This is a genomic window from Chitinophaga cymbidii (assembly GCF_007992715.1).
GTDB classification, from domain to species: Bacteria; Bacteroidota; Bacteroidia; order Chitinophagales; family Chitinophagaceae; genus Chitinophaga; species Chitinophaga cymbidii.
The window spans coordinates 205026-228881 of record NZ_BKAU01000001.1 but is presented as its reverse complement, the minus strand read 5'-3'; the positions used below and the strand labels follow the sequence as shown (position 1 = coordinate 228881).

General features: G+C 52.1%; 14 protein-coding genes and 2 tRNA genes. 9 read left to right on the top strand and 7 right to left on the bottom strand.

All coding sequences use genetic code 11. The annotated features are described in order from the left end of the window. Positions 1-21: 21 nt before the first annotated feature. On the top strand, positions 22-2199 hold the full coding sequence (locus tag CCY01nite_RS00935; protein WP_146857428.1) for a cation:proton antiporter: 2178 nt from the start codon (positions 22-24) through the stop codon (positions 2197-2199). Between the two features lie 58 nt (positions 2200-2257). Here the strand turns inward: CCY01nite_RS00935 and CCY01nite_RS00930 are convergent, their stop codons facing one another. The 3 genes from CCY01nite_RS00930 to CCY01nite_RS00920 all read right to left on the bottom strand — a co-directional run bounded on the left by CCY01nite_RS00930 (position 2258) and on the right by CCY01nite_RS00920 (position 7497). After that, positions 2258-3787, bottom strand: coding sequence for a RagB/SusD family nutrient uptake outer membrane protein (locus CCY01nite_RS00930; protein ID WP_146857427.1), 1530 nt, complete (start codon positions 3785-3787; stop codon positions 2258-2260). Between the two features lie 15 nt (positions 3788-3802). Continuing rightward, the gene (locus tag CCY01nite_RS00925; RefSeq protein WP_146857426.1) at positions 3803-7036 is read right to left on the bottom strand and encodes a SusC/RagA family TonB-linked outer membrane protein; all 3234 of its coding nucleotides are present in this window, start codon (positions 7034-7036) and stop codon (positions 3803-3805) included. Positions 7037-7422: 386 nt separating this feature from the next. After that, a tRNA-Val gene (locus CCY01nite_RS00920) sits at positions 7423-7497 on the bottom strand. Positions 7498-7786: 289 nt separating this feature from the next. Here CCY01nite_RS00920 and CCY01nite_RS00915 point away from each other — a divergent pair. From CCY01nite_RS00915 to CCY01nite_RS00890, 6 genes are all read left to right on the top strand, one after another. Then, positions 7787-8398 carry an RNA polymerase sigma factor gene (locus tag CCY01nite_RS00915; RefSeq protein WP_146857425.1) on the top strand — a complete coding sequence of 204 codons (612 nt, stop codon included), beginning with the start codon at positions 7787-7789 and terminating at the stop codon, positions 8396-8398. A 56-nt stretch (positions 8399-8454) separates the two neighbouring features. After that, positions 8455-9543, top strand: a complete 1089-nt coding sequence (locus tag CCY01nite_RS00910; protein ID WP_146857424.1) for a FecR family protein — start codon at positions 8455-8457, stop codon at positions 9541-9543. Between the two features lie 171 nt (positions 9544-9714). Further along, a complete protein-coding gene (locus CCY01nite_RS00905; protein ID WP_186830836.1) occupies positions 9715-13371 on the top strand; it encodes a SusC/RagA family TonB-linked outer membrane protein in 3657 nt (1218 codons plus the stop codon). An 18-nt stretch (positions 13372-13389) separates the two neighbouring features. Continuing rightward, entirely contained in the window at positions 13390-15093 is a 1704-nt protein-coding gene (locus CCY01nite_RS00900) for a SusD/RagB family nutrient-binding outer membrane lipoprotein (RefSeq protein ID WP_146857422.1), read from the top strand. Between the two features lie 56 nt (positions 15094-15149). After that, complete coding sequence (locus CCY01nite_RS00895) at positions 15150-15695, top strand: redoxin domain-containing protein (RefSeq protein ID WP_146857421.1); 546 nt, start codon at positions 15150-15152, stop codon at positions 15693-15695. 6 nt (positions 15696-15701) lie between these two features. Then, positions 15702-17009, top strand: a complete 1308-nt coding sequence (locus tag CCY01nite_RS00890; RefSeq protein ID WP_246129814.1) for a cytochrome c — start codon at positions 15702-15704, stop codon at positions 17007-17009. Between the two features lie 15 nt (positions 17010-17024). Here the strand turns inward: CCY01nite_RS00890 and CCY01nite_RS00885 are convergent, their stop codons facing one another. From CCY01nite_RS00885 to mtaB, 4 genes are all read right to left on the bottom strand, one after another. Beyond that, positions 17025-18035, bottom strand: a complete 1011-nt coding sequence (locus CCY01nite_RS00885) for a PDDEXK nuclease domain-containing protein (RefSeq protein ID WP_246129813.1) — start codon at positions 18033-18035, stop codon at positions 17025-17027. A gap of 13 nt (positions 18036-18048) precedes the next feature. Then, positions 18049-18945 (bottom strand): NAD(P)-dependent alcohol dehydrogenase, encoded by an 897-nt coding sequence (locus CCY01nite_RS00880; RefSeq protein WP_146857420.1) that lies wholly within the window; start codon positions 18943-18945, stop codon positions 18049-18051. Between the two features lie 205 nt (positions 18946-19150). After that, a tRNA-Val gene (locus tag CCY01nite_RS00875) sits at positions 19151-19225 on the bottom strand. Positions 19226-19310: 85 nt separating this feature from the next. Beyond that, a complete protein-coding gene (mtaB, locus tag CCY01nite_RS00870; protein WP_146857419.1) occupies positions 19311-20588 on the bottom strand; it encodes a tRNA (N(6)-L-threonylcarbamoyladenosine(37)-C(2))-methylthiotransferase MtaB in 1278 nt (425 codons plus the stop codon). Positions 20589-20639: 51 nt separating this feature from the next. Between mtaB and CCY01nite_RS00865 the strand changes: the two genes are divergently transcribed. Both CCY01nite_RS00865 and priA read left to right on the top strand, forming a co-directional pair. Beyond that, positions 20640-21404, top strand: a complete 765-nt coding sequence (locus CCY01nite_RS00865; protein ID WP_146857418.1) for a lysophospholipid acyltransferase family protein — start codon at positions 20640-20642, stop codon at positions 21402-21404. Further along, on the top strand, positions 21401-23845 hold the full coding sequence (priA, locus tag CCY01nite_RS00860) for a replication restart helicase PriA (protein ID WP_146857417.1): 2445 nt from the start codon (positions 21401-21403) through the stop codon (positions 23843-23845). The genes CCY01nite_RS00865 and priA overlap by 4 nt, the downstream gene beginning before the upstream one ends. The last annotated feature ends 11 nt before the right edge of the window (positions 23846-23856 follow it).

Here is a 23856-nt window from a genome sequence, read left to right as displayed (position 1 = left end):
GTAAAAAATAAAAATGAATAGATGAATGGATTTGTTTTATTAATGGATTTCAGTTTGCCGTTGAAGGACCCGGTGCCGATCTTTTCGCTGGTATTGTTCATCATCCTGTTAGCGCCGATCATTCTGCGCAAGTTCCGGATACCGAGCATTATCGGCCTGATCCTGGCGGGCATGGCGATCGGGGATCATGGTTTCAAGATCATTGAGCAGGGAAGTATCGATCTGTTTGGCAAGGCGGGTTTATTGTATATCATGTTCCTGGCGGGGCTGGAGCTGGATATGACGGAGTTCCGGAAGAACCGCCACAGGAGCCTGGTTTTCGGGGCTTTTACATTCATTATTCCCATGATCATGGGATATGCGCTCTGCACCTATGTTTTTCATTTCAGCCTGATGCCATCGTTATTGGTGTCCAGCATGTTTGCCACCCATACGCTGGTGGCTTATCCGCTGGCCAGCCGCATGGGCGTGGGCAAGAACGAAGTAGTGACCGTAGCGGTTGGCGGAACGATCATTACGGATACCGCTGTACTGCTGATCCTGGCGATCATTACGGGCGCGGCTTCCGGCAACCTGAACTCCGGCTTCTGGTTAAAGCTCGGCCTTTCTTTCACCATTTTTGCCGCGGTGGTGATGTACGGTTTTCCCATAGTTGGCCGGTGGTTCTTTAAAAAGATCAAGGACGATAAAACATCGCATTTTATTTTTGTACTGGCGATGGTGTTCCTGGCTTCCTTCTTCGCCGAACTGGCCGGGGTGGAACCCATCATCGGCGCCTTCCTCTCCGGTCTGGCGCTGAACCGCCTGATCCCGCATACATCACCGTTGATGAGCCGCCTGGAATTTGTGGGCAGCGCCTTGTTCATTCCTTTTTTCCTGATCAGCGTGGGGATGCTGGTAGACCTGAAAGTGCTGTTCAGGGGGCAGCAGGCATTGTTCATCGCCGGCGCACTGGCGGTTATAGCCCTGCTGAGCAAATGGCTGGCAGCTTACTTTACACAGCTTTCCTTCGGGTATTCCAATACGCAGCGGAATGTGCTGTTCGGCCTCAGCGCCGCGCGCGTGGCGGCTACCATCGCCGTGATACTGGTAGGTTTCAATATGGGGATCATCGATGAAGATGTGCTGAACGGCACCATCATCCTCGTATTACTGACCTGCCTCGTCAGCTCGTTTGTGACCGAAAATGCATCGCGGAAACTGGCAATCATTGAAGCCGACAAAATACCGGAAATGCCCGAAGAGCCGGAACGCATCCTCATGCCGCTGGCCGACCCGGACAAGATGGAGGCGTTGCTGGACTTTGCCGTGATGATAAAAGATGCGAAATCAGCATCGCCCATTTACCCGCTGGCTATTGTGCAGGATGATGAAGAAGCAAAAGAAAAAATTCACATATCGCAAAAAATGATGGAGAAAGCCATCATCCATGCAGCTGTAACAGAAAGCGAGGTAAAAGTAGTAACGCGGGTAGACCTGAATATTGCGGACGGCATCGCACGTGCTACCAAGGAGCTGCTGATCTCCGATGTGATACTTGCGTGGAGCGACAAGAACAGTACCACCGACCGTTTCTTCGGCACAATTTTCGGTACTACTACCGATAACGTACTGAGAGGTGTATGGGAAACCGTGTACGTCTGCTCTTTCAGCCATCCGTTGAATACTTCCCGGAAACTCATGCTGATACTCCCGAAGAATGCGGAGTACGAGCTTGGCTTCAGTCACTATCTCAAAAAGATCATCCAGCTCGGCAAACAGGCCGGCTCCAGGATCATCATCTACTGCGGGAACGATACGAAACTCACTATAGAACATTACATCACGCAAACGAAATCGAGTGTGGAATGCGAGTTCAGGGAACTTGAGCATCTCGACGATTTCCTGATCGTTTCCCGCAGCATCTCGCGTGACGACTTGTTGGTGGTGGTGTCCGCCCGCAAAGGCACATTGTCTTATCAGCCCTATCTTGAAAATATTCCCGCGCGCCTGGGCCGCCACTTCAAGGATAACAATGTAATATTGATCTACCCCGAGCAGCAGACCGCGGAGAACAACGAACCCGGCATGCAGGAAGGAGATATCACGCTAATGCCTATACAGGAACAATTGCGCAACATCAACAAGATCGGCAAGGCGATGAAGAAGATATTCACGGGCGGAAAAGTGGAGAAAAGAACGGAAGAAAACGAAGAATAAAAAAGCTGCCTCCCGGATGGAAGGCAGCCTTGTTGATGGCAAGAAAAAGTGTACCGGTTTATTGCTTTATCGCATCGTTGTAATCAGTTTCTTTTAACGGAACTTTCCAGGTCCATTTGTTGAACTGCGAAGGCTGAATGGTCTTAGCGAGGCTGGTCAGGAAGTTGCCGCCATTCGCGTAAGTGTTCCGGACGATGGGATCATTCCAGCGTTTCATATCGAACCAGTCGAAACCTTCTCCCCATAATTCAATCGCACGATAGGTCTTGATCTCGTTCAGCAGATCGGCGCCTGTTTTGGTGCAGGTATAGCTGGCGTCGCGGCCGGAACCGGCGGTCAGCGCTTCCAGTACCTGCTGCACTTCTGAAGCCGGCTTGTTCTGGAAGTATTTGGCTTCCGCTTCGATCAGGTACATTTCGGAAGAGCGGAAATGATTGGTGTGGCCCACACCGGGCAGATCATTGGCTTTCACCTTGAACTGCATATAGGCGAAGACGTTAGACGTTTCGAATATGTCCGGATACAGCTCAAAAGCCCTTGCTTTAAGCTCGGGGCTGGCTGCACCTGTAGCGGTGGTGTAAGTGTAACCGGTAGGGTCCAGGAAGAGGTCCCTGCGGATGTCTGTAGCGGGGATCTTGTTATACAGTTCCCGGCTGATACATTTCGGTGTTGTTCTTACCGCCGATGCGTTTGAGTTGTATGCGATGTAAGCCTGGTAGGAATAGTAATACAGCGTTTCATCGGAACCGCCGTGGCTGCTCCATATCCATTCAGAGTTAGGATTTGCAAAACCGGCTTTGTATTCGGCCGCGGACATCAGCGGATAACCTTCCCTGGCCTTCACTGCGTAAGTTTCGGCAGTGGGGTAGTCCTGGCGGTTCAGTGCGGCGCGGGCGTAAACGGCATATGCTACGTTGATGTCCGGTTCGCTGTTGATAGATCTTGTCTTACCGGAGCTGGTGTAGAATGCGATAGCCTGGTCCAGGTCGTCATAGATCAGCTTGTACGTTTCTGCCATGGTGGACAGCGGTATTTCGCCGGTGGACAGGTCGGTCCTTAATGCAAGGCCTTCTGACGCGCCGTTGTTGGTGTCCTGCCACCTGAAACCGTACAGCTGCGCCAGCATCATAAAGCTGTAAGCTCGGTATGTTAATGCCTGGGCTTTGATGAACTCTTTCTCGGAATCGGGGCCTGCCGCATCGTCTATGTACGCCAGTACGATATTGGCGTTGCCGATGAGCTTGTAATAGTAGTACCAGGGATAGTACAGGTAGATGCTGGAAACGTTCTCGTGGTATTCGCTGTTGATGATAACAGCCCAGCCGGAGAGGTTCACAAAAAAGTGATTGCCCGGGTAGTTGCCGTACAGCATCTTGATCGTTCCTTCCCCGTTGAAACCCTGGGAACTCAGGTATTGCATGGTCATCATTTTTGCGAGACCGTTTATGGCGAGGGAAGCGCTTTTTGTTGTCTCGAACAGCGTGGCTGTACCTACCGAAGAGGTGGGCGTCGTCTGGAGGGCGTCCTTTTTACAGGAGGTGGCCAGCAGTATGAGCGACAGTAAACCTATATTGAATATGTTCTTCATTTCTCTAGTTTTTTATTACAGACCAATATTTACAGCAATAGACATCACGCGGGGCGTTACGAAAGCATTCAGGCTCCTGCCATTAAATGACTGTTGCGGATTCATGCCCTGCAATTTTGTGAAGGTTGCCAGGTTTTCCACGCTTGCGGTAATACTTGCGCTGTTCAGGTCTATTGCTTTCAATAATGATGAAGGTACGCGGTAGCTTAACGCGATGTTCTTGATTACAAAATAGGAGCCGTCCTGCAGGAAGCGGGTAGACATGCCGTTGCTCTGGCTGTTCAGTTCGAAGTTCACCAGGGGAATGCCATTCGGATCGATGCGGTCCGGAGAAGTGGGCGTCATGTCTTTGGGCGCACCGTCCCATGCTTTCAGCAGGTCCTTGTGCAGTCCGCTCACAGAACCGCTCATGCTCATCAGGTCCAGATAAGAATCATCGTATACTTTACTGCCTGTTGCGTAGGTGAAGATACCTGTCAGTGTAAGGTTCTTATAGCTCAGGGAAGTATTGAAAGCACCGAATAGTTTGGGGATAGCGCTTCCGCTCCAGTCGCGCTTAGCGTAAGTATTCAGCATCGTGTAGTTCACGCCGTTGATATTCACGAGATAGTCCTGATGCGCGCCGTTCTGATCATTCGGGTCGAAATTTTCATCATCCGCCAGATACAGGGCACGGCCATTCGTCTGGTCCACACCAGCATACTGGAATGTCCAGAAGTCATATATACCATGTCCTTCAAGGAACTTGTAGTTACCGTTGATGATACCGTTTTCCTTGTTCTGTTCCGGCAGGCTGACGATTTTGTTCTTCATCCATGTGGCGTTCGCGCCCACGTTCCAGGTCCAGTCTTTTGCCTGTATAACATCCACATCAAAGCTCAACTCAAGGCCTCTGTTGGAAACGGACCCGAGGTTTCTTGTTACGACGGATTCGGCAACACTGGAAGAAGTGGCGCCTGCAGACAGCGGAAGGTTCACATCAAAGAGCAGGTTTTTGGAACGTTTGTCGAAGTATTCCACTACGAGGTTAGCCCTGTTGAACAACCGCGTTTCGATGGCGGCGGAGAATGCTCCGGAAGTTTCCCAGAGGATGTCCAGCGCCTCGTTCTGGCTTTTGTAAGCTGCGCCCAGATTGGCATTCTGATCCAGTGCGAACAGCGCCATGTACGCATATCTGCCGGCACTGGCGTCGTTACCTACTTCACCATAGGACACGCGAACTTTTGCGTAGTCAACAATGTGTTTTACCGGCGCGAAGAAATCTTCCTGGGAAAGGAGCCAGCTACCGCCTAAAGACCAGAAGTTGCCCCAGCGGGTACTTTCGTGGAACCTGGAGGAGGCGTCCCTTCTGAAAGAACCTTCAAGGAAGTATTTCTCATCATAGTTATAACGCACACGGCTCAAGTAACCTTCAGAGCGGTAGTTATCCTGGTAATCCGTGAGGTCGGTAATATTCGTGAAGTTCACCAGTTCGGTGGCATTGGCAAACACTTCCCCGGTTTTTGCGCCGTTCAGACGGTTGAAGTTGTCGTAGAAATACTCGTGTGCGGCCAATGCGTCAATATTGTGCAGACCGAAAGATTTATTCCAGTTCAGCAATTGCTGAACAGTATATGTCTTGTACCGGTAGTTCTCGCGGAAGGCGCGGCCAAGGCCGGAACCGTCCCCGATCACGGAGTTGTCGTACACATGGTTGTCGCTGCTGCGAACGTTCATGTCGCCACGGAAAGTGAAGGTGAAGTCTTTCAGGAACTTAACGTCCAGGTATGCCTGTCCGTTTAGCGTGTTCCGGAAGGTTCTGTCCCTGTCCAGTTGATTTTCCCAGATGGCGTGACGGCCTCTGTTCTGGTTACGGGTTACATCTCCCGGATCAAATTGCCGGTTACCCTGTTCGTCCAGCACATATTCGCCGGTTGCCATGTCGTGCAGGTGCACGGGGTAGATCGGCGCCATATGACGGGAGAAGTAGAACGGGTTTACGAAGGAAGAGGCGTTGCCTGTTCCGCCGGAAATATTATTGGTTATCTGGTGAGAGCCGGAGAGGTTGAACCCGTATTTCAGCCAGCTTTTCGCCTGGATGTCCGCATTGATCCTTCCGGTAAAGCGCTTGTAGTCGGTCATGGTGATGTATCCTTTCTCATCGAGGTAACCAATGGAGTAATACAGGCTCGTCTTGGGGCCTCCTGCGCGGCCGCTGATGTTATAATCCTGGCGGTACCCCATTGTTTCAATATCCTTGTACCAGTCCATGTCGCCTGCATAACCGGGCCGCATTTTCGCGTCCGCGAGCATCTTGCCGTTGGCGTCGAACAACTGGTCGTCCGGTTTGTCATAAATATTCAGATAGAGGTAGTCGGAGATCAGGCTGTTGGTGGCTTCTGCGCCGGCAGCCGCTGCTGTGGGATAGTCAGTGGGGTCGCTGGACATCAGGTAATTTCTGTATCCTTTCCACATCGTTTCCATGAACTCCCGGTCGTTCATCCGCTTGTATTCTTTGATACCGCGGGTGTAAAGCCCTTGGTTAACGGTTACGTTAATACCGGGTTCGGCGGATTTGGAAGACATTTTTGTAGTGATGATGATCACGCCGTTCGTCGCTTTCGCACCATAGAGCGCTGCTGAGGCAGCGTCTTTCAACACGGTAATGGACTCCACGTCGTTCGGGTTGATGTCCGAAAAGTTCCCGGCAAAAGGCACACCGTCGATCACATAGAGCGGGGTGTTGCTGCCATTCACGGAAGCAAAGCCGCGGATACGAACGGAGGGTTCCCCACCCGGCGTACCGGTGGTATTGTTCACCTGGATGCCCGCGGCGCTGCCTTCCAGCACGCCAACGGCGTTGGTAACCGGGCGTTTTTCAATATCCTTCGCTGTGATGGATGATACCGCGCCGGTCAGGGATTCCTTCTTTGCACGGCCATAAGCGATCACCACCACTTCGCTCAGCTCGTCCGCCTGGGGCTCCAGGGAAATGTGCACAACGTCGGAAGCACCAACCGTCACGCTCTTTTCCGCAAAGCCAATGGAACGGAAAAGGAGTACCTGGCCAACGGCAACGTTGATCACGTAACGCCCGTCAGCATCCGTCTGGGTGCCTGAAGTAGTTCCCTGGATGATCACGGAAACACCGGGAATACCAGTCCCGTCGCCGGAAGCCGTAACCGTACCGGTGATCTTTTTGCTTTGTGCAAATACTACGGTCACCTGTAGTATTCCCAACAAGAAAATACCAAGCAATTTTTGCCTCATGTAGATTTAGATTTAGGTTTAGAAATCGATTTAGATTTTAAATAATAAACAACAACTCCTGAAGACTGCTGTAAGGTCTCAGAAATGTACAGGTCCGGATAACTCGATGTGAAGGCAATAGTAGCCTCGATTCAGATTTCAATTTAATTTTAAACTAACCCCTAATAGTTTGCTTTTTTGATTTGGGGAATTACGTCTAATGATGACTCGTTTACTCGACTATAGAAATTGTTACCATAAGCAATTCATGGTGCGAAACTAGGAAAATCCGGGGAAACCAAAAATGGCAAGAAGGTGTTATCTTCCGAAAATACCGTTTACCATAGGCAGTTCGGGGAACATGCCGTAATAAAAAAGGATGTATCTGTCGAAATACATCCTTTTTGTGGGAGTTGACGGGGTCGAACCGCCGACCCTCTGCTTGTAAGGCAGATGCTCTGAACCAACTGAGCTAAACTCCCTTTCCCGCTGTAACGAGGGTGCAAATATATAGCGTTTTTTGTTTTAAAAAAATTTTGCCGCAGTTTTTTTAAAGGACTGTTTTCCAGCGCAAAATGCTCCGGCAACGGTCCACCGGACAGGCCATAATCTGATACGCAGAATATCACGATATCCTTGTCTAGTTACCTACCGTTCGTAACAGCAGGCATTTTTTATTTGACAGAAAATCTTATGTTTGTTAAGCCTGACTATATCAGTGATATAATATCCCGAAGCAACCAAAAGTCTTTCCGTTAGATGTAACGCCAGATGTCGAGGAAATTTTTTTTAGAAGATAACGCTTTGCTGACCCTGCTTAATGAGGACAGCGACTACGCCTTCCAGGCGTTGTTCGACCGTTATCGCGATCACGTGTACAAAGTAGCCATGCTGTATGTAAAATCTCCTTCCCTGGGAGAAGACATCGTGCAGGATGTTTTTATGAAGGTCTGGTTCCAGCGGAAGAACCTGCGCTCGATCGCTTCTTTCGAAGCCTGGCTGTACACGCTTACACGGAACTTTTCCCTGAACTGCCTCAAAAAGATGGCCCGGGAATGGAAGGCCAGGCATTCCTTCGGGGAAGAACATCCGCCTTATGAAGATACGGCGGACCATAAAGTACGCGACGTAGAATACCGGGAGCTGCTGTTCAAAGCCATTGAGCAGCTGCCCGAACGCCAGCAGAAGGTCTATAGCCTCGCCCGGGAAAAAGGGCTCAGCTACCAGGCCATTGCCGGCGACCTTTCCCTTTCCCCGCTGACCGTTAAAACACACATGGCCCGCGCCCTTCTTTCCATCCGTTCTTTTATGCGGAAGCACGACAAAGAACTGCTCATCCTCTTTATCATGGCTTCCTCCCCGGGCCGGGAAAATATTTTTTAGCCGTTTGTACTCCGGTCTTTTCTGCCGGTTGTCTAATTAAAGAACACCGCTTAACAATGCATCAACCGGAGAAATTTCTGTCGCTGCTGGACAAATATGTGGCCAGTTCCATTACGGAGGGCGAGCACAACGAGCTGTTGCTGCTGATCGCTTCCGGCGAATATGATTATTTGCTGGATGAGCATTTTTACAGCGTCTTCCATCAGCAGGATATTCCCGGCAATGGTCTGCATCCGCAAAGGGCGCAGGCGATCATCGACAACATCCGTCATTCCGAAAAGCGGACCTCCAGGCTGTTACCGGCCGTATTCAGAAAGGAAAAGGTGATGCGCCGGCGCCTGGCCGCCGCCGCGGTGGTGGCCGTGCTTGCACTTGCCGCATACTGGCTGTACCCCGGCAGTAAACAGGCTTCACCGGCAGTGCTGGCGGAAAAGAATGGCCTTGTGGAAACTGTCAACAGCACAGCCGCCGTTAAAACACTGCAACTGGAAGATGGCAGCAGCGTAGCGTTGCAGCCCGGAGCGACGCTGCGTTATCCCGCTCATTTTACAGGCGGTAAAAGAGACGTTTACCTGGATGGCGAAGCTTTTTTCGATGTAACAAAAAATCCGGAACAGCCTTTTTCCGTATATCATCATAACCTCGTTACCCATGTACTGGGCACCAGCTTCTACGTAAAAGTGAACCGCCAGCATAAGCAGGTGGAGGTGACCGTAGTTACAGGAACGGTGCAGGTGTGCGAGAACAAGGCGGCGCTGCCGGAGCAGGATAACAAAGTGAACGGCGTGATACTGACCCCCAACCAGAAAGTAGTGTACCGGGAATCGGAATCATTGTTCACCGCCACATTGGTGAGCGACCCCGTGCCGCTGGCCCCGGAATCCATCCAGGCCCCCGTTGCGTCGCCCCGCTTTATGTTTGAGGACGCCCCGCTGCCGGATGTGCTTGAAACACTCAAAAGAACCTATGGTATTGAAATCGTAGTAGAATCAAATAAACTGAACAATTGCCTCTTTACGGGAAACATCAGCAAACACCCGCTCTACACCAAACTGGATATTGTCTGCGCCTCCGTGAACGCCAGCTACCAGGTGGTGGGAACCAAAATTCTTATTAAAGAGAAAGAAACCAGGATAAAAAACTAACATATCAGCCAAAAAAATGTAACCGGCCGAAGGTTTAAAAGGCTGGCAATGGTGGGCATTGCCAGCTTGAAAAAGACCTTTGCAGGCCTGATTTTGTCACCTATTCGTTAATGACTAAAACCAGTTCAAGGTATGAAAAAAAAGCGACTAATTGCTTCAATTCTATTCGCCATGCGCATAACGCTACTTCCCGTACTTATTGTTGTCATCTTTGCCGGTTCTTCTCTCGGGAACAAGACCAGCGCTCAGGGCCTGCTCGACAAGAAGGTCACGATGTCCGCTGATGAACTGGAGATCCGCAAAGTGCTGGTGAAAATAGAAAAGCAGACCGGGGTCCAGTTCATTTACAGTTCCAATACACTCGATATCGGCAGGAAAGTTTCATTCGACGCCAACCAGCAAAAGCTGGGTGAGCTTTTCGACGAAGTGCTGAAGCCGCTCGGCATCAATTACAAGGTAATAGACGACCAGGTGCTGCTGACAGCGCGGATCGGGGCGGCGCGCGAAGAAGCCACCTCATCAAAGCCGCAGCTCTCTGCGGATGAACATTTTCTCCCGGAAAGCGCCGAGGTTGTATACGGATTGAATATTGTGCTGGAGGGGGTGTCCGGCAACGTACGCGATGAAAAGGGCGAGCCTGTTCCCGGCGTGAGCGTGCGGATAAAAGGCAGCCAGCAAGGCTCCATTACAGATGGGGATGGTAATTATTTCATCAAAAACCTGCCGGACGATGCCGTGCTGGTATTTGCGGCCATCGGCTACATACCGCAGGAAGTAAAGGTAGGCGGCAGAAGGGAGATCAACATCCGGATGCAGCAGGATGAAAAGCAGCTGAGCGAAGTGGTGGTGACCGGCTTTGGTGAAAAGCGGGATAAACGCAGACTGGGGTATGCCGTTACGGAAGTGCAGGGCGATGATATCCGGAGAACGAACGCGGTTAACCCTATCGCAGCATTGCAGGGCATGGTGCCCGGATTGCAGGTATCGCCGGGCACGGGCGGCCCGCAGGCCACGCCGCGATTTCTCATCAGGGGCAGCTCCTCCCTCGATCCTTTCGGCAACCAGCCGCTCATTGTAATAGATGGTATTGTGATGGACGACCAGGTGGTGCTGCACAACCGTGGCGGTGAACAGGATTTTGGTAACATTCTCAAGAATATCAATAACGATGATATTGCGTCCATTTCTGTGCTGAAAGGAGGCGCGGTTACCGCGCTATACGGTAACAGGGCCGCTAACGGCGTGATCTTGATCACCACCAAAAAAGGATACTCACAAAAGGGCCTCGGCATCTCGTTCTCTCATACGCGGTCGTTCGATAAAGCCTACAAGCTAATGGCCTTTCAGGACCAGTTCGGCTCGGGGCAGACAACGGAAGATTTCATCATGGGGGCGGACGGTATTCCCGAGATCAACCCGGCTACTTATGGTTTCGGCTTCGGCCCTCCGCTGGACGGCCAAAAAGTGCGTGACCTCAACGGCGAGATCATCGAGAACAGATCGCTGGCGGACGTACTCGGCATTTACCAGACGGGCGGTTACGTCAATACCAACGTGGGCGTGGAAGGTGGCAATGAACGCACCACTTTCCGTTTTTCTTACTCCAATACCACCAGCAACGGTGTAACGCCGCGCAATGATTTCAAGCGTAACAGCTTCAATCTCCGCGCTACGCATAAAATGTCCAACGCCCTGCTGCTGGACGGTAATGTTTCTTATGTACGCAGCAATACACAGAATCCCAACCGTTCCGGCGGAGGCAATAATATCATCTATAATTTTTCATTCGGTTCTCCGCGGAACTATAACACCGCCTACTGGAAAGATCATTATATCAACCAGGCAGCAGGCGGCCTGAACCAGGATGATCCTGCCGGCGGCTTCTGGTATACGCTTTTCGAGGACCAGCAGGAGCAGATCGAGGATAATTTCCGGGGTGGCGTCAATGCGAAACTGACAATTACCGACTGGCTGTCTTTTGAGGCGAGTACAACCGCCAACCTTTTCAGCACCAACTATGAAAGCAGATCGCTGGGCCGCGATCCGGGCTTCGGCGGTGGTGGCTACTCCGCTTCCACTACCCGTATTCTGCAAACACGCATGAAAGGCAATTTCAACGCTTCCAAAAAGATCAACGATTTTGAATTGTTCGCGCAGGTGGGTGCGGAAACCAACAGTTCTGAACGCTCCGGCACCAATGTATACACGCGCGGCGGCCTCAAGGTTCCCCGCATCTATCGCATTTCCAATTCCAAAGACCTTCCCGGCGCCGGCGAGCTGACGCCGAACAAATACCAGATACTGTCCGGCTTCTTCCAGACCAGCCTTACCTGGAAAGGGCATCTTACGTTGAATGTCTACGGACGTAACGACTGGAACAGCACCCTGCTCTATCCTGACGGGCACGGCAACTATTCCTATTTCTATCCGGGTGTAGACCTTGCCTGGGTATTCACGGACGCATTCAAGCTCCCGTCTTTATTCACTTATGGCAAGTTGAGGGCATCCTATGTACTTGCCGGCAATGGCACCAGCGTGTACAAGACCAATACCGGTGTTTTCCGGTCAGTCGATGGGTATCTTGACCGGAACGGGCAGACGATTGAAAGATATGAGTATGAATCCCGCACATTGGGTAACCTGAACCTTGACCCGGAACAAAGCCAGAAGCTGGAACTCGGCACTGAAATGAAATTCTTCCGGAACCGCCTCGGCTTCGATTTCACCTGGTACAAGCAGAACACCAAAAAGCAGATCGTTTCGCTGCAGGTGCCCTCCGAATCCGGTGTGGAGAACGCTTTGATCAATGCCGGCAACATACAGAACCAGGGCATTGAGCTGGCCATGTACGGCACGCCCGTTAAATCCCGCGATTTCAGCTGGGACGTATACCTCAACTACACCCGCAACCGCAACAAGATCATCAGCCTGGCTCCCGGCGTAACCGTAGTGGGTCTTGAAGGTGACGATGGCATCCGTTCCGTGGCGTACGTTGGCGGAGATTACGGCACCATGATCGCGGCGTATGGTTTTGCCCGTTACCAGGAGCGCGATGCGCAGGGCAACCCTGTAGACCATCCGATGAATGGTAAACGGGTATTAAGCGCCACCGGCGGTTTTATCCGCTCCACCAACTATGCGGAGGGACTTGAGCGCGAAGTGGTGCTCGGCAGCACCCTGCCCAAATTCCTCGGCAGCCTGCGGAATACATTTAATTACAGGGAGTTCAGCTTCAGCTTTATGCTGGACGCGCGCATCGGGGGACTGGTGTACTCTCCGAGCTATAACTACGGCTCGCAGCTTGGGCAGACCGTTAACACGCTTTTCGGAAGAACGAAGGCACTCGGCGGCCTCGAATACATTAATGCAGCCGGACAAAAAAGGGATGACGGCATCATTCCGGATGGCGTGTATGCAGCCGGTACCGTCATCAACGGATTGGACGGTCAGCAGCATAGCGTGGGCGGCATGACTTACCAGGAGGCGTATGATAACGGTTGGGTGCGTCCCATCAGGGCATTGGCCTATTATAATAACTCTTTCTATTGGTTTAACGGTATCCGCGAGCAGTCCGCGTTCGAGAACTCATGGGTGAGCGTGCGCGATGTGTCGCTCAGCTACGACCTGCCGCAGGGCTTCGCTTCCAAAGTGAAAATGAACGCGCTGAGAGTGACGCTGGGCGCCCGGAACGTGGGCTTCCTCTACAAGAGCCTGCCCATCGACCTGAACCCTGACGACCTTACCAGCAGCGGCTCCGGCGCTGCCTTCATGGGTGGCGGCACACCTTATGTGCGCAGCATGTCATTCACCGTAAACGCCAATTTCTAAGACGCAAATCAATCCAACATGAAACACATCAAGCAGACATACAGATCATGGATATTAATCGGCATGCTGGGCATCGCTTCCGCCTGCAACAAGGATAAGCTCGTTGAATACAATACGCAGCCGGACTACGTGCTCGATCCGCCGATAAGATCATTGTTGCCTACTGCCATCACGGCCATGCACAACAATGACTTCGAGGCATTTTATGATAATATCCGCACGGTATCCAACTGGGCGCAGCAGTTCGTCAGGAAAGGCGGCAACGGCGCTACTTTCACCACACAGGTGAACAACATCAATTACCGTTACAATACTTTTTATTTGTCCGTAGCGCCTCATCTGACAAAGATCGAGAAGATGATAGACGAGATGCCGGAAGAGGATAAGGCCCGCCATGTGTACATGCGCGCGATCCCCGGTATCCTGAAAGCCTATTACGCCTGGTACGTCAGCGATGTGGTGGGCAGCATTCCCTACAAGGAAGCCGTGGCCGCGCGGTTTAACGGCACCTTCACGCCGGTGTATGATACCCAATCGGCTTTGTATGAGCAGCTGGACCAGGAGCTGAAGAATATCGTAGCCACGCTGAAAACGCAGCAGCCTGTAACGCAGGAAATGTTCGGCACCAGCGATCTTTACTTCGGAAACGATAATACCACTGCTATCGGTAAATGGACGCGCGTAGCCAATTCGCTGCGCCTGAAGATCGCCATGCGCATGACCAAAAGAGATCCCGAGCGTGTAAGGGCCATTGCCGCGGAGGTATTGGCGGATAATGCCGGTCTGATCAATTCGGTGGATGAGGAATGGGTGTTCAAAGCGGGCCGCAGCTTTACCGCGGGCGGCAACTGGAATCCTTACCCGGACGCCGGTTTCTCCGGTGAAAAGAACGTGATCGATTTTATGTGGAACAAACAGGACCCGCGCCTCCGCCTGTACTTCCGCAAGAACAGCTGGTCGCAGGCCAACTTCAACACGGCGAAGGAACAAGGTAAAATTCCCGCCGGCGCCGTATGGGATGCCCGCCAGTATTATGGACAGTACAGCAGTCCGGATGCTACTTCAGACCCGGCCAAGGCCCGTTTCTTTTCCAGCATCGTGATCACCAACGGTACCAGCAATGTAACGCTGGACACCACTTCCCCCATCCAGCAGCGCCTTTTCCAGTCCGAATACGAGTCCGGCAACGGTATGACCACCTTCCACCTGCTCACTTATGCCGATGTATGTTTTATGCGGGCAGAGCTGGCGGCGATGGGCCTCACAAATGAAAATGTATCGGAATGGTATTACAAGGGGATCGATGCGTCGATCGATTCCTACAACAAGATCGCCGCTATCGCGATGATCCACGATTATGAAGCGGTAACGGCGGATGAAATCACCGCTTACAAGAACCAGCCTGATATTGCCTTTGAACCGGCAAAAGCGCTCGAACAGATCGCTGTGCAGCAATACCTGCACCAGTTCAAAAATCCGAATGAAGGATGGGCGCAGATCAAAAGAACGGGCATGCCCAACAGTAATACCATCCTCGCGCTGGAAACATTTATGACAGAAGGCGCCGTGCTGCCAATGCCGCGCCGCTTCCCGGTGAATTACCCGCTTACCGGCGATCTTAATTACAGTAACAAGACCACCGCCATCGAAGAAATGATCAAGGAGCCCGGCTTCGGGCTGCCGAATGATATCAGCGGAAGAGTGTGGTGGGATAAACAATAAACCATCAGGGCTGGCCGGAAAGAAAACGGCCAACCCTTTCATTTAACGCGCACCCCATGCGATACCTGCTTTGTCTTTTTTTACTGTCGCCTTTCGGTTTCCTGAAAGCGCAGTCCGGCTGGCAAAAGTCACCGCTGTACGATACCAGCGGCGTGAAGCAGCATCTTCGGTTGCCGGACAACAAAATGCTGGTGCTGGTATTCCTTTCCCCGGAATGCCCTTTGTGTAAAAGATATGCCCCGCGCCTGGCGGAGGTGAGCCGCGCTTTCCGCAGAGAGGCGGTGTTTGTGGGAATCATTCCCGGTCAAACGTACAGCCTGAAAGCAATAAAAGCATACCAACGCGATTATAACATCCCTTTTATGTTACTGAAAGATGAAAGCCTGGCATTCAGCCATTCGCTGGCAGCACAGGTGACGCCCGAAGTATTTGTGCTGTCGCCGGATGGCGGTATACTGTACCGGGGATTGATAGACAACGGCATCGCCGCCCTGGGTAAACGGCGCACCGTTACCACGGAGCACTACCTGGCCGATGCCCTCATGAAGAAAAATACCATACGCACCACGCAGGCCATCGGCTGCATGATCAATGATTTATAGACCGCTATGAGAAAAATCTTTTTCCTGCTTTGTGTTACTATGCCATGTTTCGCGCAGCAACCTACTTATTACAAGGATATTGCGCCCATCATCGCAAGAGCATGCGCTTCCTGCCACCGGCCCGGAGAAGCCGCGCCATTCTCATTGCTGACCTATGAAGATGTAAGCAAACGCGCAACATTCATCAAAGAGGTAACGCAGTCCCGCTACATGCCTCCCTGGAAAGCTGATCCTCACTACGCCAGGTATGCCAACGAACGTTTGTTACAACCCGGAGAGATACAGTTGATCGCTGACTGGGTAGACGCTAAAATGCTGAAAGGAAATAAAACGGCCACCACCGCTTACCCCGTTACCGGCACGCAGTACCACCGCCCGCCCGATCTCACGCTGAAAGCCCTGCATTCTTTCTCCGTAAAAGGCGATAACACCGAGCGCTTCGTGGTCTTCCGCGTACCTTTTTCATTGAAAGATTCGATGAACGTAGCGGCTGTGGAGTTCATATCGAGCAATAAAAAAGTGGTGCATCATGTGAACTATGCCGTATATGATGTGGCGGAAGATATTGATATTAACGTGGGAGAAGATCAGCTGAATGTAACGGACAGTGAACGTTCCCGCTACGACGAATACGCGCCGCTGCGGAAAAACATGCGGTACTACGGCGGTTGGATACCCGGCGCTTCCTTCGAATCTTATCCGGCGGACATCGGGTGGGTGATGCCCCGGCGCGGGGTGGTGCTGATCACGGTGCATTACGCCGCCACCGGCAGGGATGAGGAAGAACTTTGCGGCATCAACCTCTTCTTCCGGAAGGAAAAAATAAAACGGGTAGCCAGCGTGATCAATGTCGGTTCCGGAGGCGTAGGCGAAAAAGATATCGAGCCGTATTTTTTTATCCAGCCGGATACGATAAAAAAGTTCAGCCTGCAGATCACCACACCGCACCAGGACCAAAGCCTGCTGTATGTGTGGCCGCATATGCACCTGCTCGGCAAAACATTCAAAGCATGGGCCGTTACCCCGGCGGGAGATACCATTCCGCTGGTGCATATTCCGGAGTGGGATTTCAAGTGGCAGGAGATCTACAAGTTCCGGCGCGCGGTGAAGATCCCCAAAGGCTCGGTGCTCACCGTAGAAGGTGTGTACGACAACACACGGGCCAATCCCGCCAATCCCTTCAACCCGCCAAGGGTCATTTATTCCAGCGGCGATATGAAAAGTGTGGATGAGATGCTGACGTTGGTGATGCTGTTTGTGCCGTATGAGGAAGGGGATGAGGAGCGGCTGGTTTTTCAGGAAAAAATTCCATAGACATACGTATTCAGGTTAGTCCTTTGCATGATCTAGTTCAAACTTTATACGATCCTGTTCAATTAATTGTACCAATTCTTCTTCCTTGGGCAGATACAATCTGTACTTGCTGGCAAAGAGATATTCGTTTTCGGCCAGCACCGAATACTTCACAATTGTTTCGTCTTTTTCGGTGCAAAGGATAATACCAATGGTGGGATTGTCATCTGCCTGCTTTTTCAGATCGTTGTACATGCGTACGTACATATCCATCTGCCCGACATCAGCATGCCCCAGTTTATTGGTTTTCAGATCTACTAGTACAAAGCACTTCAGGTAGTAATTGTAAAATACTAGGTCTATATAAAAGTCTGCTGTGTCGGTAACAATATGCTGTTGCCGGGCTACGAAAGCGAAACCCTTGCCCATTTCCATTAAAAACTCACGGAGGTGATTGATGAGTGCTGTTTCTATGGAACTTTCTGTCTGGTGGATATCGGTTGGTAAATTCAGGAACTCAAAAATATAAGGGTCTTTAATAAATTGAGTGGGTGACTGTTGAGCTGTGGCCGGAGCCAGGGTGCGGCTCAGATATTGTGTTTGAATGTTTCTTTGCAGGGTGCGTGTATCCCATTGATTGTCAATGCTCAGTGCTATATATTGCATGCGCTGGCCTTCGTCTTCAACCCGACTGATCAGCCGGTAGTGCGTCCAGCTTAATTCGGTACGCACTGCGTTCCAAATTGGAAACGAGCGGTAATAAGCCCGCATATTATTCAGGTTTCTTTCGTCAAATCCCTTTCCAAATTCCAGGCTTAACTGCCGGGCCAGATTTTTAAGGGTAGCTTTTCCGTATTGCGCTTTTTCCCGGCCTTGCTGTTCGTCCTCTACTATGAGTCTGCCAATTTCCCAGTACATGCGCAGCATAATACTATTACTGCTGCGATAAACTGTTTGTCTCGCCTCACTGATGATTTCAGCGATATTATTGAATAGACTGTTTTGTATTTCCATAGCGTCAACCCAGATGAAAGAAACAGGCAGCAAGTATAGGTATTTTTTAATAGACTACCCTCACCACCACATTCCCCCTCTTATGAAATTGTTCCACATAAGCATGCGCTTCCCGTATCTGTTCCAGCGTGTATGCGCTATCTATCACAGTGCTCAGTTTCCCGGCCTCTATCAGTTCCTTTAACGTGGACAGATCATCGGCGTTGGCCTTCGCAGCGCCCCGCACGGATACGTACCTCCCCGCCGGCTTCAACAAGTGCTTGCAGGCCCGTGCGGAAGCCTTGCCTACCGCATCAAAAACAATATCAAACCGTGCCGGGATTTTTGAAAAATCCCCGCGGGTATAATCCACTACGGTGCTGGCGCCCAGTGAACGTACGAGTTCGACGTTAGCGGTGCTGCATACTGCCGTGACCAGTGCTCCCCAGTGCACGGCAAGCTGCACGGCAAACGTGCCCACACTGCCCGACGCTCCATATATCAGCACCTGGTCCCCGGCTTTTACGCCGGCTTTTTTCAGGAACCGCAAAGCCGTGAGGCCGCCAACGGGTACGGTAGCGGCTTCTTCAAATGTCATATTGGAAGGCTTCAGGGCAATGAGGTCATTCTCCGGGAGGCATTTATATTCAGCGTATGCCCCGAATTTAAACCCGCAGAAGGCAAAAACAGGATCGCCCTTTTTATATAAGGTAACGGTTTTGCCTGCTTCTTCCACAACGCCTGCCAGTTCAAATCCGAGGATTTTTACCCGCCGGGGTTTGAACAGGCCGTTGAATAATCTTGCTAAAAACGGATCGGCTTTCCGCATGCGCCAGTCGCCTGCCGTTACGGTGGTGGCGTGGACTTTTACCAGCACTTCATTGTCTTTCGGGGCCGGTTTTGCAATATCTTTTAATTGGAGGACATCGGGAGGTCCGTATTTTTCGTAAACAACGGCTTTCACAGGGTAGATTTTACATTAAATCTAAAGAAAAAGCGGATGATCCGCCAGGGGAAAATAAAAGTCCTCAATTGGAAGGCCAACAACAGTCAAATGCCCAAAAGATTACCCGGAAAACCCTAATATGGCGTGGACAAGAAATAAAAGGCTTTTTTCGGCGGAAAATAAAAACGGGAACAATACATTTTACTGTAATGTTCCCGCTTAGTGGGAGTTGACGGGGTCGAACCGCCGACCCTCTGCTTGTAAGGCAGATGCTCTGAACCAACTGAGCTAAACTCCCTTTTTGTTTTACCGTAACGCTTTACGTTTAACGGGATTGCAAAGGTAAAAACTATTTTTATTCTGCCAAATAATTTTTGAAAAATTTAGCGCAATTCCCAATCTATCACTTCATTTTTCCACTCTTCCCGGAACGGCGTTACCACTTTGATATAATTATCGGTGTATCCTTCCATCATCCCGTCCTTATTATGCGATTCAAACAGCACCTTGCGCGTCTGGCCGGTATGCTGTTCCGTGAAATACTGCATTTTTTTATGGCTCAGGTTGCGGAGGGCTTTGTTCCGTTCGTGGCGCTCGTGTACGGGCACCACGGGCCGGATGTCCAGCGCATGGGTGTTGGGCCGCTCGGAGTAGGTGAACACATGCAGATAGGAAATATCCATTTCATGCAGAAAATCATATGTTTCGCGGAAATGGGCCTCGTTTTCCGAAGGGAAACCTACGATCACGTCCACGCCAATGGCGCAATGCGGCATGAATTGCTTGATGCAGGCCACTTTTTCGGCATACAGCTCGCGGCGGTAGCGGCGGCGCATGCCGGCCAATATCTCGTTACTGCCGCTTTGCAGCGGGATGTGAAAATGCGGCATGAACTTACGGCTGTTGGCCACAAATTCGATGATATCGTTGCTGAGCAGGTTCGGTTCGATGGAGGAGATGCGGTACCGCTGGATGCCCTCGATGTCGTCGAGCTGGCGCACGAGGTCGTAGAAAGATTCTTCCCGGCGTTTGCCGCCTTCAAATCCTTTCCCGAAATCGCCCAGGTTCACGCCGGTGAGCACGATCTCTTTCACGCCGCTGGCGGCCAGTTCGCGGGCGTTCACCAGCACGTTCGCAATGCTGTCGCTGCGGCTGATGCCCCGCGCCATCGGGATGGTGCAGAAGGAGCAGTTGTAGTCGCAGCCGTCCTGCACCTTGAGAAAGGTACGGGTGCGGTCGTTCACGGACCAGGAAGCGTGGAAGGTGTTCACATCTTCGATATCACAGGAGCAGATCTTCGCGCTGTCGCCTTTCGTCAGCTCCCGGATATGGTCTACCACATTGAATTTCTCCGCGGCGCCCAGTACCAGGTCCACTCCCGGAATGCTGGCGATCTCCTGCGGCTTCAGCTGCGCGTAGCAACCGGTGATCACTACCAGGCTTTCCGGCGCGCGGCGCTGGATGCGGCGCACCAGTTGCCGGCACTCCTTGTCCGCATTATCCGTCACAGAACAGGTGTTGATCACATACACGTCCGCCGCGTCGTCAAAATCCTTTTTAACGAACCCGTCCTTTTCCAGTAACCTGCTAAGGGTGGAGGTTTCCGAGAAATTCAGCTTGCAGCCAAGGGTATGAAATGCGACTGTTTTTGCCTGTGACATAAGGACGGCAAAGTTACGATGTTTTGTTTAATTCCTTATCTTTCCGGTTTTATGGGTGTGTTACTGAAATGTTTACAGGCGCTCTACAGCCTCTACGCTTTGATCATCTGGCTGGCGATCATGTTCCTGATCCTGCCGCCGATCGTGCTGGTCTCCTTCCTGGGAAAGGTGAAAGGAGGCAACATCGTATTTTATTTCCTGCGCTTTTGGGCACACGTCTGGTTTCCCGCGGTGGGCATCATCGTGAAAAAGAAATGGCTGTCACCCAGGACCAGCGAGCCCTGCATTTACCTCGCCAATCACTCTTCCTACCTGGATGCCGCGCTGGCGGTGAAAGTAATGCCCTTGCCCTTCCGGCCGCTGGGTAAAAGTGAATTGTCGAAGATCCCTTTATTCGGATTGATCTACAGCCGTTCCGTGGTGCCGGTGGACCGTAAGACGGCCAAAAGCCGCGCCCAGAGCATGCGCGACATGCTGTACATGATCCGGAAAAATGTTTCCCTGCTGATCTTCCCCGAAGGCACCACCAATGAAACGGAGCAACCTTTGCTGCCTTTCCACAGCGGCGCGTTCCGCATCGCGGTTGAAACGCAGACGCAGATACGTCCTGTTTTGTACGTGGACAACCATGCCCGCCTCGCCAAGATAAAGTTCATGTCACTGAACCCCGGCCCCTGCCGCGTGGTATTCCTGCCGCCCGTACCTGTAGCGGGCCTCACCATGGAAGATGTGCCGCAACTGAAAAAGCAGGTACGGCAGATGATGGAAGAAGAATTACGTAAATACCGCAACTATCCTGCCTTGCAGGTTATATGAAATTTGCCGATGTCATATTACCCCTGGCGCTGCCCAGGAACTACACGTATGCCGTGCCGCCGGAAATGGCAGACAGCATCCGCGTGGGCAGCCGTGTGGCCGTGCCGCTCGGCAGGCAGAAGAAATACGCCGGCATCGTAAAGGCGATCCATGAACAGGCGCCGTCCGCTTACAAGACGAAACCTATCATGGATTTGCTGGACAAAGAACCTGTCGTATATCCCACACAGTTAGCCTTCTGGGAATGGATCGCGCAATACTACATGTGCAATGAAGGCGATGTGCTGAATGCCGCCCTTCCGGCCCACCTCAAGCTGTCCAGCGAAACAGTGCTGCTGTTCAACGATGCTTTCGGGGATGATTTTACGATGCTGGACGATCATGAATACCTCGTGGCGGAAGCGCTCAACATCCGCAAGGAGCTGCGGATCGGGGAGGTGCAGCTGATACTGGACAGGTCTGATGTGTATTCCGTGATCAAGAAGCTGATCGAAAAGCAGGTGTGCCTGGTGTATGAAGAACTGAAGGAGGCGTATAAAGAAAAGAAAGAAAACTACATCATACTCAACCCGGCGTACGAAAACGAGGAAGAGCTGGCGCCGCTGTTCGATGAGCTGGCGCGCGCGCCGAAACAAATGGAGCTGCTGCTTGCTTACCTCCATCTGCTGAAAACGCAGGGCGACGTTATCCAGAGCGAGCTGCTGAAGAAATCCGGCGCTTCGGCCGCACAGTTGAAAGGGCTGGTGGATAAGCAGATATTGCAGGTCGATAAACGGACGGTGGACCGCATCCGTATGGGGAAGATGGAAGCGCAGATCGATTTCATCCTCAGCCCCGCGCAGGAAAACGCGCTGGCGGCGGTGCGGCGGTGCTTTGCGGAAAAGCAGGTGACGCTGCTGCACGGGGTTACGTCCAGCGGAAAAACCGAACTCTACGTTAAGCTGATGGAGGAAAGCCTCGCATCAGGCAAACAGGTACTGTACCTGCTGCCGGAAATCGCGCTGACGGCGCAGATCGTCCGCCGCCTGCGGAAACATTTCGGCGGGCAGATCGGCATTTATCATTCCCGCTTTTCCAATAACGAGCGGGTGGAAATATGGAACAAGGTCAAAAGCGGCGAGATACGGATCGTACTGGGCGCAAGGTCCAGCCTCCTGCTGCCTTTCCGCGACCTGGGGCTGATCATACTGGACGAAGAGCACGATGGCTCCTTCAAGCAGCAGGACCCGGCTCCGCGCTACCATGCCCGCGATGCCGCCATCTATTATGCGGCCCTGTTCAAGGCAAAAGTATTGCTCGGCTCGGCGACGCCATCCCTCGAATCCTACCATAACGCAAAACAGGGAAAATACGGGCTGGTGGAATTGCAGGAGCGCTTCGGCGGCACGGCCATGCCGCAGATCGAGATCGTGGACCTGAAAAAGGAACTGGCGCTGAAGGAAGTGGTGAACAACCTCACCTCCGTATTGCGTGAAGGCATCCGGCAGTCCCTGCAGGACGGCAAGCAGGTGATCCTTTTCCAGAACCGCCGCGGCTATGCGCCCTTCCTGCTGTGCACCACCTGCGGCTGGATACCCAACTGCAAACAGTGCGATGTGTCGCTTACCTGGCACAAGCACCAGGACAAACTGCACTGCCATTATTGCGGCACCCGTTACCCTTACATCTACACCTGCGCCGCCTGCGGCAGCCAGACGCTCATACCAAAGAACTTCGGAACGGAAAAGATCGAGGAAGACTTGCAGCAGCTGTTCCCCGAAGCCCGCATCGCGCGCATGGACATAGACGCCATCCGCAGCAAGGACAGCCATAACAAAATGATCGCGCTGCTGGAACAGAAGGAGATCGACATCCTCGTGGGCACGCAGATGGTGGTGAAGGGACTGGATTTCGAGAACGTGAACCTCGTGGGCATCATCAGCGCGGACAGCCTGCTGAGCTACCCGGACTTCCGGGTGAACGAACGCGCTTTTCAGCTGATGGAGCAGGTTAGCGGCCGCTCCGGACGGCGGGATGGGCAGGGAAAGGTGATCATCCAGGCCAGCAACACGCAGCATCCGGTATTGCACGATGTCACCGCGCATAATTATAAATCAATGTACGAACGGGAGATCGCCGAGCGGGAGAAATTCGGCTATCCGCCGTTTTTCCGGCTGATGAAGATCACCGTGCGGCACAAGAAGCAGCCGACTGCGGAGCAGGCGGCCCTGATACTCGGCAACTGGCTTCGTCCGCAATTGGGGGCGCTGCTGGTGGGGCCCGCTGCGCCGCTGGTCAGCCGCGTGCGGGGATTCTACCTGCAGGAGATGCTGATCAAGCTGCCGAGAGACTCCAAAAAGATCGCGCAGATCAAGCACATGCTGAAGGAATATTTCTCCCAGCTGCTGATCGAAAAGCAGTTCCGTTCCGTGGTGATCACGCCCGACGTGGATTGCGTGTAGATTGTTAACTA

Bases quoted from the DNA above. Each gene is read 5' to 3' on its own strand.
- CCY01nite_RS00935 (WP_146857428.1), top strand. From the start codon at position 22: ATGAATGGATTTGTTTTATTAATGGATTTCAGTTTGCCGTTGAAGGAC.
- CCY01nite_RS00930 (WP_146857427.1), bottom strand. From the start codon at position 3,787: ATGAAGAACATATTCAATATAGGTTTACTGTCGCTCATACTGCTGGCC.
- CCY01nite_RS00925 (WP_146857426.1), bottom strand. From the start codon at position 7,036: ATGAGGCAAAAATTGCTTGGTATTTTCTTGTTGGGAATACTACAGGTG.
- CCY01nite_RS00915 (WP_146857425.1), top strand. From the start codon at position 7,787: ATGTCGAGGAAATTTTTTTTAGAAGATAACGCTTTGCTGACCCTGCTT.
- CCY01nite_RS00910 (WP_146857424.1), top strand. From the start codon at position 8,455: ATGCATCAACCGGAGAAATTTCTGTCGCTGCTGGACAAATATGTGGCC.
- CCY01nite_RS00905 (WP_186830836.1), top strand. From the start codon at position 9,715: ATGCGCATAACGCTACTTCCCGTACTTATTGTTGTCATCTTTGCCGGT.
- CCY01nite_RS00900 (WP_146857422.1), top strand. From the start codon at position 13,390: ATGAAACACATCAAGCAGACATACAGATCATGGATATTAATCGGCATG.
- CCY01nite_RS00895 (WP_146857421.1), top strand. From the start codon at position 15,150: ATGCGATACCTGCTTTGTCTTTTTTTACTGTCGCCTTTCGGTTTCCTG.
- CCY01nite_RS00890 (WP_246129814.1), top strand. From the start codon at position 15,702: ATGAGAAAAATCTTTTTCCTGCTTTGTGTTACTATGCCATGTTTCGCG.
- mtaB (WP_146857419.1), bottom strand. From the start codon at position 20,588: ATGTCACAGGCAAAAACAGTCGCATTTCATACCCTTGGCTGCAAGCTG.
- CCY01nite_RS00865 (WP_146857418.1), top strand. From the start codon at position 20,640: ATGGGTGTGTTACTGAAATGTTTACAGGCGCTCTACAGCCTCTACGCT.
- priA (WP_146857417.1), top strand. From the start codon at position 21,401: ATGAAATTTGCCGATGTCATATTACCCCTGGCGCTGCCCAGGAACTAC.